Source organism: Pantoea sp. SGAir0183, assembly GCF_043545505.1.
The window spans coordinates 1,201,395-1,215,079 of sequence record NZ_CP028053.1 but is presented as its reverse complement, the minus strand read 5'-3'; the positions used below and the strand labels follow the sequence as shown (position 1 = coordinate 1,215,079).

The following is a 13,685-nucleotide window of genomic DNA, read 5'->3' as shown; positions in this document are numbered from 1 at the left end:
CCGTCTGAAATTGATAATTTTCCATTTGGCTGTTTCTCGCCTCATGGTGTATTAACCACAGCATGAACCGAAAAAATGGAGAGATGTGATGAATCCACTGAAAGCCGGTGATACCGCACCGAAATTTAGCTTGCCCGATCAGGATGGCGAACAAGTGAATTTAGCCGACTTCCAGGGTCAGCGCGTTCTGGTCTACTTTTACCCTAAAGCCATGACGCCAGGCTGTACCGTTCAGGCATGTGGTCTGCGTGACAACATGGATGAGCTAAAAAAGGCGGGCGTTGAAGTCCTGGGAATCAGTACGGATAAACCGGAAAAGCTGTCACGTTTTGCAGAAAAAGATCTGCTTAACTTCACGCTGCTGTCGGACGAAGATCACCAGGTATGCCAGCAGTTTGGCGTCTGGGGTGAAAAAACCTTTATGGGTAAAACCTACGACGGCATCCACCGCATCAGTTTCCTGGTCGATGCCAACGGCAAGATTGAAAAAGTGTTCGACGATTTCAAAACGTCCAATCACCACGACATCGTGATGGACTATCTTAAGTCTGCATGAGCCTCTCAGGGCGCGGTGAAAACCGCGCCCTGATTGTTTACCGACTCAGCGTTTCGTCAAGCGTGGCATCCGGCCAGGCATGCACCACCGCCTTCACCAGCGTGGCGAGCGGAATCGCAAAAAATACACCCCAGAAGCCCCATAATCCACCAAAGATCACCACGGATAATATAATCACCAGCGGATGCAAATTAACCGCTTCGGAGAACAACACCGGAACTAACACATTGCCGTCCAGCGCCTGGATGACCAGGTAGACGGTCAGCAATGTCCAGAATTCGGTGCCCAGCCCCCACTGAAACAGGGCGACGCCAATGACCGGTATCGTTACCAGCATGGCGCCAATATAGGGAATCAGGACCGATATGCCCACCAGCACCGCCAGCAGAAGAGAGTAGTTGAGACCGAGATACAGAAACGCCAGCCAGCTGGCGATGCCGACGACGATCATCTCCAGCACCTTGCCACGAATATAGTTGGTGATTTGCTGATTCATTTCCTGCCACACCTCGGCGGCCAGACCACGGTTTCGCGGCAGAACACGCCGCACGGCGTTCAGCATCTGGTCTTTGTCTTTCAGCAGAAAGAACACCATCAGGGGCACCAGCACCAGATAAATCATCAGCGTCATCAACCCGACCAGCGAGGCCAGTGAGTATTTCACCAGTGAGTCACCCACGCCGCTCAGACGACCACGCAGGTTCTCGACAATCACATCAATAATGCCGGCATCGACCAGCGCCGGGAAACGTCGGGGCAAACCGGCCGCGTAGAGATAGAGCTTGTTAAGCATGTTAGGCAGATCCCGCGTCAGGTTAATGCCCTGCTGCCACGCCACAGGCGCGACGATCAGCACTAACACCAGCAGGATGCCGGCAAACAGCACCAACACAATGCTGGTGGCCCAGCTGCGCGTGCAGCCAATACGTTGCAGGCGCACGGTTGGCCACTCAAGCAGATAAGCAAGCACCACGGCCACCAGCAATGGTGCCAGCAGGCCACTCAGGAAGAACAGAATGCAAAATCCCGCCAGCAGAATCACCAGCAGGCCAATCGCCTGTGGGTCGCTAAAACGGCGTTTGTACCATTGAATCAATAAAGCCAGCATGCCGTTGGGTCCATGACGTCATAAGGGGCCACGATTGTACCGGATATTTGGGGGCTGAAAAGGCGCGAAAACCGCGCTGACGAAAAATCCTCGCTGCTGGCGGCAGATCGTTGAACACCGCAGACGCTACGAATCAGATCGCGCCTGCGGCAATTCAGACCGGACACCGGGCCCGGCTGCTGGCAGAGATGACGCCGTTAGGCCTCATTCACCCAGATACGCATCTCCCCTTCTCCGCGATTGGCCCAACAGAACCAGGGAATAAAGGTTAAGGTCTGGGGTTGCGCCAGCGCAGGTGCCTGATCGTAATGCCATAGCAGCTGTTGCTCAGGTTCACGCGCCGCTTTTCTGATCCCTTCCGCCTGAATCAGCACCTTGTGCGCAAAAACCCCCTTCCCTTCAAAGGTACGGAATGTCGCCGACGCAGGCAGCCACAGATTATGTAACTGCTCGCCGTTATCCGCCTGTTCCAGGCAATAGATCAAGGGCCCGCGCTGAACGGCCACTTTGCCCGCCACATGGCGCACCAGCGGATTGCCGTAAACCCGGCGCACCGGCATGGGCAGGGTTAACGTTACCGTATCGCCTTCCTGCCAGTGACGGGTCAGATACAGGTAACCTTTGCGCGCCGCCTCATTCACTTCCGTCCCGTTACAGGTAATCTGCGGCGACGCACACCAGTCGGGCAGGCGCAAGGCCAGCGTATGGTTCACAGGCTGGGTGGAATCGATGGTGATTGTGACGGTTTCCTGCCAGGGAAGATTACCGCTGATCCGCAGGCCCAACGTTTGATTGCCAACCGGGATCTCGACCCGGTTACCAATATAGAGATTGATAAACAGCGCATCCTCGCGCGGCGTATAAATATAGTGGCCGAGAGAGGTCAGCAAACGGGCGATATTGGGTGGGCAGCAGGCGCAGCCGAACCAGCGCTGACGAACCGGTTTCACATGATCGTAAATATGATTAAAAGGCAGGCTTTTCGGATGGACTTCCAGCGGATTGACGTAAAAGAAATGTTTTCCGTCCAGCGCCATACCACCCAGCACTGTGTTATACAGGGCGCGCTCCATGACATCGGCGTACTGGCTGTCCGCCTCCATTTCCAGCATGCGACGGGCAAACATCATCAGCCCAATCGAGGCACAGCTTTCGGCATAAACCGTATCGTTCGGTAAGTCGTAATCGCTACTGAACGCTTCACCGCTGCTCTGCGAACCGATGCCGCCGGTAATATAGAGCTGTCGCTGCGCCATGTTGTGCCACAGACGCAGACAGTCCTGTCGTTTCGATTCATCCTGGCTCAGCCGTGCGAGGTGCGCGACACCGGTCATCAGATAGACAAAGCGCACGGCGTGCCCCACCGCCTGCTGCTGTTCCGCAAGAGGTTGGTGCGCCTGGCTGTAAGCCTTGTCCTTGATCATCCACGCGGGCCCATAGGTGTGCCAGTACGACGTCTGACCACGCTTCTGGTACTCATCATCATAGAAGTGCGGCTGCGTTCCCCGCTGCGTGACAAAATAGTCGGCCAGCGCCATGTAGCGCGGCTCCTGGGTCACGTCATACAGCCGCATCAGCGCCAGTTCGATCTCCGGGTGGCCAGGATAACCGTGCAGCTGCTGCTCGCCGGGGCCAAACACGCTGTCGATGTGATCGGCGAGTTTGCACACCACCGCCAGCAGTCGTCGTTTGCCGGTGGCCTGAAAAAACGCTACGCCCGCCTCAATCATATGTCCGGCGCAGTAGAGCTCATGACACTCGGCCAGATTCGTCCAGCGATCCTGCGGGGCTTTTACCGTAAAATAGGTGTTGAGATAGCCATCCTCACATTGCGCCGCCGCGACCAGCTCTATGACCTCATCGGCGGTCTTCTCCAGCTCAGCATCCGGCTTCTGGCACAGTGACCAGGCCACGGCTTCCAGCCACTTTGCCACGTCGCTGTCCTGGAACACCATTCCATAGAATTCGCCCGTCTGCTGGCCCGCTGCAATGCGGAAATTAGCTATGGCATGGCTCGGTTCGGCGTCGTCAATACGATCGTTGAGCGCGGCCCATTGATAAGGGATCACCACGTCCCGCACCAGGTGCTGATACTGACCAAGAAACGGATCGTGAATCTGGAGCTTATGCAGATCGACTTCATTTACAGACATCATGCTCTCCTTAAGACTGGACATGGCGAATACGCAGGTCATGCGAAATCTGCGCCATCATCGGGTTAGTCAGCTTGCAGGCACGGACGGCAAAGGCCAGCAGCAGGTGAAAGAGGGCCGGTAACAGCGTTTCCATGGCGGTAATCGCATGCAGCGAAGCCGGGGTTTGATTGCCTGTGCCCGGTTTATAGGCCACCGCAATAAACAGCAGGCTGATGATGACGGCACTGGATGCCCATGCCAGCTTGATAAAGAACAGGTTAAAAGCGAAATTCATCCCCGATGACCGGACGCCGTTTTTCCACTCGCCATAGTCATCGGCAAAGGCCATCAGGGCGAAGTGCAGCGGCAGGGTAAACCCAAGAATGACACCATTACTCAGAATGACCACCAGCCAGAGACTCTGCCACGCCGACCCAACCGGCAGAAACCACATGCACAGCGCCACCGCCGCCAGCACGATATTGGTCCAGAAGTAAAGCCGGACGGTATCAATGCGTCTGGAAAGCGGATTCACGATGAACGAGCCCAAAATAGAGGCTAAGGTCACCATGGTAAAAAACAGGGAGGTATAGGCCGTGCTTCCCTGAAGGACATAGGTAATGAAGTACATATAGCCGCCGCCGCGGATGTTGAAGACGTTAATCAGCAAAAAGGACATCAGCAGCATCAGTAACAACTGATCGTTTTTGCGTAACCCGGCCAGATGTTCCCGCAGGGTGAACTTGCCCAACGTATCCAGCGGTACGCGCTCCCGCACCCAAAAGAAACAGCACAGAAACATCACCACCGCCAGTCCGCACAGGATCCCGACCCCTGCGCGATAGCCGAGCACCGCGTTTCCTTTTCCCAGTTCAGCGACCAGCCACGGCAGCCCTACTGAGACCAGAAAGCCAGCCACACCACACAATACAAAGCGCCAGGACTGACAGGACAACACTTCCGAGTGGCGCGTCGTCATGGTGTTAATCAGCGCGCAATAGGGCACATTGATGGCGGTATAGCTGAGTGAGAGCAGCAGATAGGTCGCAAAGGCCCAGACCAGTTTCATGTCCATGCTAAGCGCGGGCGCGGTGAAAGTCAGCGTGCCAATAATCCCGACAGGCAGGGCTATCCACAGTTGCCAGGGACGAAAGCGGCCCCACCGGCTGTGCGTGCGGTCCGCTATCACGCCCATCACCGGATCTGATATCGCATCAAAAATGCGCAGCACCATAAACAGCGTACCGACCAGCGCTGGCGTCAAGCCAAACACATCGGTATAGAAAAAGGTTAGAAAATTCGTTATCAGGCAGGTAATGACGGTGCCACCGGCGTCACCCAGTCCGTAGCCGATTTTTTCACGCAGGGACAGTATCTGCTGTGTGTTCGACTGCGCCAGTGTGTTCTGTTCAAGTGTCGTAGACGTCATAAAGTCTTCCTCATGCAGGACAGAGAGGGTTGCCCGCTTTATAACGGGCTTATCGGTGTTTTGGCGCCTTACCCGATGTATTCTGTCAGGAATCGGCTAACCCACAAGAGAACGAAAAAGTATAAAAAAGGGAGGATTCCGACCTGAGCATTAAACTGTGAGCTTGATCAGATACGGCGGCTATTTTTAGTTAATAATCAGGGAGAAGAGTCTAAAAAACGCTATCAGCAGCGGGAAAAAGCATCATGATGTTCGACTTATCCATCGCGTTTCCGGTTCGGGTGCAAAACGGCGGTCTGTTTATTTCGCGCGGGACAGGGTCACATCCGGCGCGCAGACTGACCTCCTGGGAAATTATTTTCGTTGAGCGTGGGCAACTCACTATCCGTGAGGACGACGTGCTGTTTCGCGTGACGGCGGGAGAAAGTTTACTGCTCAGGCCCGGGCACTGGCATGTGGGAGAAGGCGTATTTCCGCCTGATCTGAAATTTTACTGGCTGCATTTCGACTGGTTGAAACATCCTGTACTGCAGACAACGTTACACCAGAGCCTGCTGCACCTTCCTCAACATACGCGCGTAGGCGATCCGGCTTATGTCATTGCCCTGTTCCGGCAGTTTCTCAGTGAACAGCAGAATATTCACCGTAGCGTGGCGCTGGAGTGTATTTTACTGCTTATCCTGCAGCAGCTTACCGTCCCGGCCATGCAAGAGAACACTGTTGACAGCCCCGGTGCCGATCTGGCCTGGAAGGCGAATCAGCTGATTCGCACGCAGTATCATTTGCCCCTGTCCACCTCGGGTCTGGCGAAAACGCTGCACTGTAATGCAGATTACCTTGGGCGGGTTTACCGGCGCGTTTTCCGCTTAACGCTGACGGAAGCCATTCACCGCCAGCGTATCGTCATGGCAGAAAAATTGCTGACTGGGGATTCCCTCTCGTTAACCGATGTGGCGCGTCAGTGTGGCTTTAATGATGTCGGATACTTTCGCCAGATTTTTCGCAAGCTAACGGGCTTAACGCCCGCCAGCTGGAAGCGACGCTACTGCCGGGAACATATCAATTCCTGAGCGCAGCCCTGCTGCATCGGGCATCGTTTCTGCCTTCAGACGATGAAAAGGGTGCGCCGCTTTCGCGCTATTTCGCGACGACAGTGCAGTTACGTCCTGCGTTTTTGGCCTGATAGAGCGCATCGTCGGCACGCTTCAGACTGGTTTCCAGCGGCACGCGGCGTGCACTCCATTCGGCCACGCCAATTGAGAGCGTGATATTGCCGACATTTTCCACCGCCTCGCCTGCGATGCTCAGACGTATGCGCTCAGCGATGGCCTCGGCGTCGGCCAGACTGGTATCCGGTAACAGCATCAGGAACTCTTCCCCGCCGTTACGGCTGACAATATCCTGCTTTCTGGCGCTTTGCTGGAGCGTTTTGGCCACCTGCTGGATCACCCGGTCGCCGACGTCATGGCCCCAGTTATCGTTAACGTTTTTGAAATGATCGATATCCAGTGCCAGCACGGCAAAAGGCTGTTGCAGCGTCTGGAAATAATCGAGCACGGCATTCAGGCCACGTCGGTTGAGGAGCTGAGTCAGCGGATCGGTTTGTGCCTCAGAACTCAGACGGCCAATCTTATCCTGCACCAGCCCGATACCGGTCAGCAGGGCACGTTTCACCTGCGCCGCCTCAAAATACCAGGCATGAATGCCGCCGATATCGTTGGTGGCGCTCTGACCATCAATCTTGCTGGCTTTGCGGGCCAGTTGCCAGAGCGGCATAGCGATCATCCGGGCCAGAATCACCGCCACCAGCAAGGTCAGAAGCGCGAAGGGAACCGAGTGTTTCAGGACTTTAAGTATCAGACCCGACAGCGGTTGCAACGTCGCGTCTACCGGTTTTAGCGCCACGACCATCCAGCCCGTGGTCGGAACGATGGCATAGCCCGCCAGCCGGGTGGGTTTGTCGGTTTCCGTTAACACCAGTGAACCGTTGTCTTTTTCCTGCCGTTCGCGGTCGCTCAACAGCGGCGGTATGGTTTTGCCAACCAGTTGCCGGTTCTGGTGATAGAGCACCTGATTATTGCTGTCGAGCACAAAGACGCTGGTGCCGTCCCGGTAAAACTGTTCACCCAGCAGGGCATTCAGAATGCTTTTCTTTTTCAGGTAAATGGTGCCGCCGACATAACCGAGATAGTGTCCCTGACTGTTCCAGATGGGCCATGAAACAAAGATAAGCAGGTTATTGGCGGCGGAAACCGTGGGCTTGCTGATCATGGGCTGCCGGGTTTGCAGCGCTTCACGTGACGCATCACTGGTCAGGTGCATGCCGGTCAGGGTCAGCGACTCCGGCGAGATGGCCCGCACCGTACCGTTTTCATCCACGACGGCCACCGAGTTAAAACTGTCCGTCTGCTCGCGCAGGCGATTCACTTCCGTTTTTAACAGTTCTTCGTTATCGAAATCCTTTCCCAGTACATTGGCACTAAAGTGCAACTGTGACTGCGCCAGACGAAAAAAAACCTCACTGGTCGAGGCCAGCTTAGCCGCGTAGGCGCGGTTGGCTTCCAGCGTACTGTCGATCAGCACCATGCGCTGCACGCGCCATGTGGCATATAAATTATTGGCCAGGGTGATAACGATGCTGATGATGACCAGCAGCGCAATAAGCGTGCGTAAATCAGCTCTTGGACGGAAATTCATTAACATGGCGTTGACGCCACAGTGCGAAAATTCATTGTGCTGTGCCTGGCTCTGTTGTTTTTATCATATCGCGGTTCTACAGCCTGTAAGTCTACACGCTGTAGGACATTTTGAGCAGGCTTAAGCACAGTACAGTTCAAAAAATCGCCCTGACGCGCATTTAATCGATTAAACCGTTTTCGTCATAGAAGGGCCAGGGGCCGTCGTAGTCGCCGATTGCGCACTGGTGGGTGGTCATGCCCTGCTCCCGTTGCCAGCGATGCAGCAAAAACCCCGCCGGTTCCAGCACAAAATTGGCCGGGCCATCCGGTTGCAGATCCAGCGCAACCTGGTGAGAAACGCCGGGCGCAATACAGGCCAGCGTGCCGGCAAACCGCGTCTGAACAGCCCGATGTACATGCCCACACAGCACCCGTTCAACCTGGGGATGGCGGGCAATAATCGCCGCCAGTGCTTCGGGCTGACGTAATCGCTGACGGTCCATATGATCAATACCGCAGACAAACGGCGGATGGTGCAGCATCACCAATGTGGGCATGTCTGGTGACGCAGTGAGTGCGTCATCCAGCCAGCGAAGCTGCCGATCATCAAGTTCACCCCATGGCTGGTGCGGCACGCTGGAATCCAGCGCCAGTAGCTGGACGTCCCTGACGATAAGCCGCCAGTTGAGCGTCGGGCCCTGTTGCAGATAAGTGTGATCGGGAAACGCGGCCCGCAGGGCCTGACGGTCGTCATGATTACCTGCCATCAGGTAAAAGGGCCGTTCCAGCCCCTCCAGCGCCTGGCGCAGCGTCTGGTACTCTGCGGCGGTGCCGAAATCCACCAGGTCACCGGTAATCACGACCACGTCAGGACGCGGTTGCAGTGCATTCAGCGTGGCGATGGCCCGCAGTAACGCCGTGTGCGTATCGACTTTCTTATACGACAAACGCCCCTGCGCTTTAATATGTAAGTCACTGATCTGTGCGATCAGCGTAGGATTAGCGGACACTCTTTCACTCCTTAAGCGGTAAATTCCAGCGCGGCCTGCCCGGCCAGTGACCAGCTGATACGCTGCCCGGCATGCCAGTTTTCGCGCGCGTGACGCTCGACCTGGATGGGCTTATCCAGGCCAATATCGATCTGCAGACGTTGAGAGGCACCGAGAAAGGTGCTGGCGACGATACAGCCGTGTCGGGCATAGCGCCCCGCTTCTGCCAGCAGGACATCCTCTGGACGACAGAATCTCACCGGCTGCCCCTGCTCATCGGTTTCAATGCAGTTAATCGCGCCCACGAAGTCCGCCACAAAGCGCGAAGCCGGACGCTGATAAATGGCCTGCGGCGTCGCAATCTGGACCAGGCGGCCCTGCTCCATGACCGCAATGCGGTCGCCCAGTGCCATGGCTTCCTGCTGATCGTGCGTCACATAGACGGCGGTAATCGCCAGCTTTTTTAGCAGATCGCCGATGTCTGCGCGCAGGCGTTCGCGCAGTTTGGCGTCCAGCGCCGCCAGCGGCTCATCAAAGAGCAACACTTTAGGCCGGGCCGCCAGGGCTCTTGCCAGCGCAACGCGCTGCTTCTGACCACCAGAGAGTTTATCGATATGGCGCTGGGCCAGTGCAGTCAGATCGACCAGTTCCAGCATCTCCTGGACTCGTGCCTCGCGTTCGGCACGCGGGACGCCCTGCACTTTCAGGCCGTAGGCCACGTTTTGCGCCACGTTGAGATTGGGAAACAGCGCATAGTTTTGGAACACCATCCCGACGTTACGTTTTTCAATCGGCAAATCGGTCACGTTGCGATCGTCAAACCAGACTTCACCCGGCGCATCGGTACGTTCCAGGCCACTGATAATGCGCAACGTCGTGGTTTTGCCACAGCCCGATGGCCCCAGCAGCACCAGGGTTTCGCCAGCGTGCACGCTGAGATCCAGAGGATGCAGCGCCTGGTGGTGCGCAAAACGGCGCGCGCAGCCGCGCAACGTAACGTTAACAGCATCGTTATTCATGCCTTTTCCTCGCTGAGTGGCTGACGTGACTGACGTTCAAGCCAGTGATTACAGGCGTTAAGCATCAGCAGCAGGGGTAAAATCATTAAAATGAAGATCAAGGTGTACGCCGAGCCGACTTCCAGCCGCATGGAGGCATAGCTGTCGGCCAGGCCCACAGGCAGCGTTTTGGTCAGCGGTGTATGTAACATCCAGGTAATATTGAATTCGCCGACCGACAGCGTCGTCACCATAAAAGCCCCGGCAAGAATGCCGTTACGGCAGTTGGGAACCACTACGGTGAAAAAACGCTGCCAGAAGCCTGCCCCCAGGCTGGCGGCTGCCTCTTCCAGTCGGGGCAACTGGATAGCCTGCATCACGGCCAGAACCGGGCGAATCATAAACGGCAGCGTAAACAGCACATGGCCAATCAGGATAAAGACCCAACTGTCGCGCAGGCCGGAAAACTGGCCGTACAGCAGGATAATCCCCAGCGCCGTCGCAAGGCCTGGTAGCGCCACGGGCAGCATCAGGCACTCTTCAATACGTGACGACCAGCGCGATGGCGACTTGAGTAATCCCCAGGCGGCGGGCACGCCGACAACTATCGTGACAAGCAAACAGCTCACCGCGATCATCAGCGACAGCCAAAACGTGTCGCTGTACATGTCCCACACCTGTTCAACCCACTTCAACGTCAGCCCGCTACGCAGGCCGACAAAGTCGTTTTGCGTGACGCCCGCCAGCATGGATAACACCACCGGCACAATCATGAACAGGGCGGTCAGCGTCGTGATCGCGATTTGCAGCCAGAACAGTCCACGCCGTTTCATGAGGTCTTCTCCTCCCGGGATTGGGTCAGTACACGTGCCAGCATCAATCCCAGCCAGGCCACCGCGCCCATGACCACCGACAGCGCCGCCGCCGTGGCGAAGTTGGCATAGTTAGTAAACTCGCCGTAAATCGTGAGTGGCAGTACGCTCAGGTCGGTGCCCAGCGTAAAGGCGGTGCCGAATGCGCCCATACTGGTGGCAAAACACAGTGCACCGCTGGAGAGCAGTGCCGGTTTCAGACCCGGCACAATCACGTCACAAATAATGCGCCACTGGCTGGCGCCCAATGAGCGAGCGGCCTCCTCCAGCGAACGATCCAGTTTTTCACTGGCGGCGACCAGCGTGACAATGGCACGGGGCAGTGAAAAGTAGAGATAGCCAATAAACAGCCCCGTAAGCGAGTAGGCCAGCGTCCAGCGTTCATGAACCAGTTGCATACTGATCTGCGCCAGCACGCCCTGCCGTCCCGCCAGCATCACCACTAAAAATCCGACCACCACGCCGGGGAACGCCAGGGGGAACGTGAGCAACGCCAGTAAGGTGCCGCGCCCGGCGAAGCGCTGGCGAGCCAGAAAACAGCCCACCACGCTGGCAATCGCGAGCGTGACCAGTGTGACCGCCAGCGACAACAGGACGGTGTTAAACAGGCTTTGCAGATACTGGGGCTGGGTAATCACTGTCCAGTAACCACTGTGCCGGGTGCTGCGATCCGACGTCATGCCCATCTGTAATAAACGGGCAAAAGGCAACAGCCAGAAGGCGGCAAAAAACAGTAAGGCCGGCAGCAGCATCCATGGCCAGTTGGCCCCCTGCTCACGTCGGCGAGACCGGTGGCGCGAGGCCACCGGTAAACCGCTGCGGGCATTCGACAAGGCCATTACCGAATCTCACTCAAATAACGGGCAGAGAAGGCTTTCTGTGCATCAGCCATCTGCTGGTAGTCAACAGTATGGGCGCGCGCGTAATCGCTGTCGGGCAGGAAGCGCTTTTTAGCCTCTGCGGACATCGCAGAAGGCCGCACCGGGCGCAGATAGGCGTTAGCCCAAATCGCCTGCCCTTTATCCGACAGCACGTAGTCCATCACTTTCTTGCCATTGGCAGCATGCGGGGCGTTTTTTACCAGACTGATGACGTAAGGCACCGTCACCGTGCCTTCCTGAGGAATGACAAAGACGACGTTGGCGTGATCTTTATACTTCGCGCGATAGGCATTGAAGTCGTAATCCAGCAAAATCGGGATTTCGCCAGAGATAAGGCGGGCATAGGCGGTTTGTTTAGGCACAATCGGCTTGTTGGCCTGCAGCTTTTTGAACCACGTCAGCGCGGGGGTAAAATCCTGCATCGTGCCCCCTTTCGCCTGGTTCACCGCCACGGCGGCGACATAACCGACAAACGCACTGGCGGGATCCAGATAACCCACCATGCCTTTGTATTCTGGCTTCAGCAGGTCGTCCCAGGACGTTGGCACCGGCGCGCCGCCCAGAGCATCGACGTTAACCATAAACCCCATGGTGCCAGAGTGCAGCGCGACCCACTTACCCTGCGGGTCTTTCATCCCTGCCGGAACCTGATCCCAGTTGGCGGGTTTGTAGTCGGTCACCACGCCCGCCTGTGCCGCCTGAATCCCAAAACTGACACCGTAATACACCACATCGGCGACGGGGTTATTTTTTTCGGCGACGAGCTGCGCCAGGGCCTGGCCGGAGTTTTTATTATCCTGCGGCACGACAATACCGGTGTCTTTTTTGATCGCCTGGAGCTGTGTCGCCCAGTCCGCCCATTCCGGTGGGCAGTTGTAGCAAATCGCATTCTCCTCGGCCTGCGCCAGCGGGCTGGATAATGCACAGGCGGTAAGCAACGCCGCGCTGGCAAACAGCGCAATTTTATTGTGTGTAGACATGATGTTTTCCTGATGTTGAAGAATGAAAAATTGCTGCGATGCTCTCGCCTGAACGCAGGTGGTGGTCCAGTAAGCGCGAAGCCTCAGCAGACGAATCGAGAAGCATATCGATGGCGCAGGCACCCAACCGCTCGCTGGGCTGCACCACGCTGGCCAGTGAAGGCGAAAGCTGTTCACCGATGGCAATACCATCGAAGCCCATAACAGACAGCTGTAGCGGTACGTTAATGCCTGCACGCGCGGCCGCCCCCATCAGGCTGATGGCCAGGAGGTCGTTACTGCAAATTACGGCGGTCAGCGGATCGCTGCCCGTCATCAACGGTAAAAAGGGATCGAACAGGGCGTGAATGTGGCTGGGCATATCAACCAGCGCGCTGGGCGTAAAGCCTGCCTGCTGCATCGCATCGCAATAGCCGAGGTAGCGCTGACGTGCACGGTCAGACTGCAACATCGGCCCTGCCGCCATGACAATATGCCGATGGCCCAGCGCGATCAGGTGCGCAGTGGCTTCTGCCATTGCCCGGCGGTTATCCACACAGACGCTGCGCCAGGCGGTGTTCTGCGGCATGTTATGCGCCAGAACGAAAGGCATGCGGGCTTCAGCCAGGGTGGGTAATACGGCGCTGCTGTCAGCATCTGACACGGTCAGGACCATCCCTGCTACGCGCTGACGCAGCATGTGTTCAACGATCGCCGCCTCACGTTCTGGCTGATAATCCGTTGTCGCGACCAGCAGGCCATAACCCGCCAGCCGGGCCTGGTGCTCCATCGCCTGAAGCTGTAACGCAAACACCGGGTTACTGAGTGATGGCAGCAGTACGCCCAGAGTGGTCGAACTCTGCGTGCGGAGCTGGCGCGCAATATGGTTGGGGCGAAAACCCAGTGCTTCCGAGGCATCCAGCACCTTTTTCAGCGTGCCGGGTTTAAGCAGATGGGGATCGGAAAAGGCACGTGCGGCGGTGGCGCGCGAAACCCCAGCCCGTTCTGCCACACGAATTAAGTCACTCATTTCACCCTCGTCAGTCGCCAATGAGATCGATCTCATTGGCGCTTACACTA

Annotated in this window: 12 protein-coding genes; 2 read left to right on the top strand and 10 right to left on the bottom strand. The window is 56.8% G+C overall.

The window, feature by feature from the left end; translation table 11 throughout:
• Window positions 1-88: 88 nt before the first annotated feature.
• Window positions 89-556 carry a thioredoxin-dependent thiol peroxidase gene (bcp, locus tag C1N59_RS05810; protein WP_394550418.1) on the top strand — a complete coding sequence of 156 codons (468 nt, stop codon included), beginning with the start codon at window positions 89-91 and terminating at the stop codon, window positions 554-556.
• 37 nt (window positions 557-593) lie between these two features.
• Here the strand turns inward: bcp and C1N59_RS05805 are convergent, their stop codons facing one another.
• The 3 genes from C1N59_RS05805 to C1N59_RS05795 form a co-directional block, all read right to left on the bottom strand.
• Window positions 594-1,664: an AI-2E family transporter gene (locus C1N59_RS05805; protein WP_006120437.1), complete on the bottom strand. Its 1,071-nt coding sequence runs from the start codon at window positions 1,662-1,664 to the stop codon at window positions 594-596.
• A gap of 197 nt (window positions 1,665-1,861) precedes the next feature.
• On the bottom strand, window positions 1,862-3,817 hold the full coding sequence (locus C1N59_RS05800) for a glycoside hydrolase family 127 protein (protein WP_172912995.1): 1,956 nt from the start codon (window positions 3,815-3,817) through the stop codon (window positions 1,862-1,864).
• Window positions 3,818-3,827: 10 nt separating this feature from the next.
• Entirely contained in the window at window positions 3,828-5,228 is a 1,401-nt protein-coding gene (locus tag C1N59_RS05795) for an MFS transporter (protein WP_394550417.1), read from the bottom strand.
• A gap of 248 nt (window positions 5,229-5,476) precedes the next feature.
• On the opposite strand from C1N59_RS05795, the gene C1N59_RS05790 reads away from it, so the two are divergent.
• Window positions 5,477-6,298 carry a helix-turn-helix domain-containing protein gene (locus tag C1N59_RS05790; RefSeq protein WP_394550787.1) on the top strand — a complete coding sequence of 274 codons (822 nt, stop codon included), beginning with the start codon at window positions 5,477-5,479 and terminating at the stop codon, window positions 6,296-6,298.
• 67 nt (window positions 6,299-6,365) lie between these two features.
• Here C1N59_RS05790 and C1N59_RS05785 read toward each other — a convergent pair whose 3' ends face one another.
• From C1N59_RS05785 to C1N59_RS05755, 7 genes are all read right to left on the bottom strand, one after another.
• Complete coding sequence (locus C1N59_RS05785; protein ID WP_394550416.1) at window positions 6,366-7,931, bottom strand: sensor domain-containing diguanylate cyclase; 1,566 nt, start codon at window positions 7,929-7,931, stop codon at window positions 6,366-6,368.
• A 154-nt stretch (window positions 7,932-8,085) separates the two neighbouring features.
• Entirely contained in the window at window positions 8,086-8,916 is an 831-nt protein-coding gene (locus C1N59_RS05780) for a phosphodiesterase (RefSeq protein WP_054687314.1), read from the bottom strand.
• Between the two features lie 11 nt (window positions 8,917-8,927).
• The gene (locus C1N59_RS05775; RefSeq protein WP_394550415.1) at window positions 8,928-9,914 is read right to left on the bottom strand and encodes an ABC transporter ATP-binding protein; all 987 of its coding nucleotides are present in this window, start codon (window positions 9,912-9,914) and stop codon (window positions 8,928-8,930) included.
• Window positions 9,911-10,726, bottom strand: coding sequence for an ABC transporter permease (locus C1N59_RS05770; RefSeq protein ID WP_394550414.1), 816 nt, complete (start codon window positions 10,724-10,726; stop codon window positions 9,911-9,913). The genes C1N59_RS05775 and C1N59_RS05770 overlap by 4 nt, the downstream gene beginning before the upstream one ends.
• On the bottom strand, window positions 10,723-11,604 hold the full coding sequence (locus tag C1N59_RS05765) for an ABC transporter permease (protein ID WP_133745429.1): 882 nt from the start codon (window positions 11,602-11,604) through the stop codon (window positions 10,723-10,725). Before C1N59_RS05765 ends, C1N59_RS05770 begins: the two co-directional genes overlap by 4 nt.
• Window positions 11,604-12,626 (bottom strand): ABC transporter substrate-binding protein, encoded by a 1,023-nt coding sequence (locus C1N59_RS05760; RefSeq protein WP_039339928.1) that lies wholly within the window; start codon window positions 12,624-12,626, stop codon window positions 11,604-11,606. Before C1N59_RS05760 ends, C1N59_RS05765 begins: the two co-directional genes overlap by 1 nt.
• Window positions 12,610-13,635, bottom strand: a complete 1,026-nt coding sequence (locus tag C1N59_RS05755; RefSeq protein ID WP_162286368.1) for a substrate-binding domain-containing protein — start codon at window positions 13,633-13,635, stop codon at window positions 12,610-12,612. Before C1N59_RS05755 ends, C1N59_RS05760 begins: the two co-directional genes overlap by 17 nt.
• Between the last annotated feature and the right edge of the window lie 50 nt (window positions 13,636-13,685).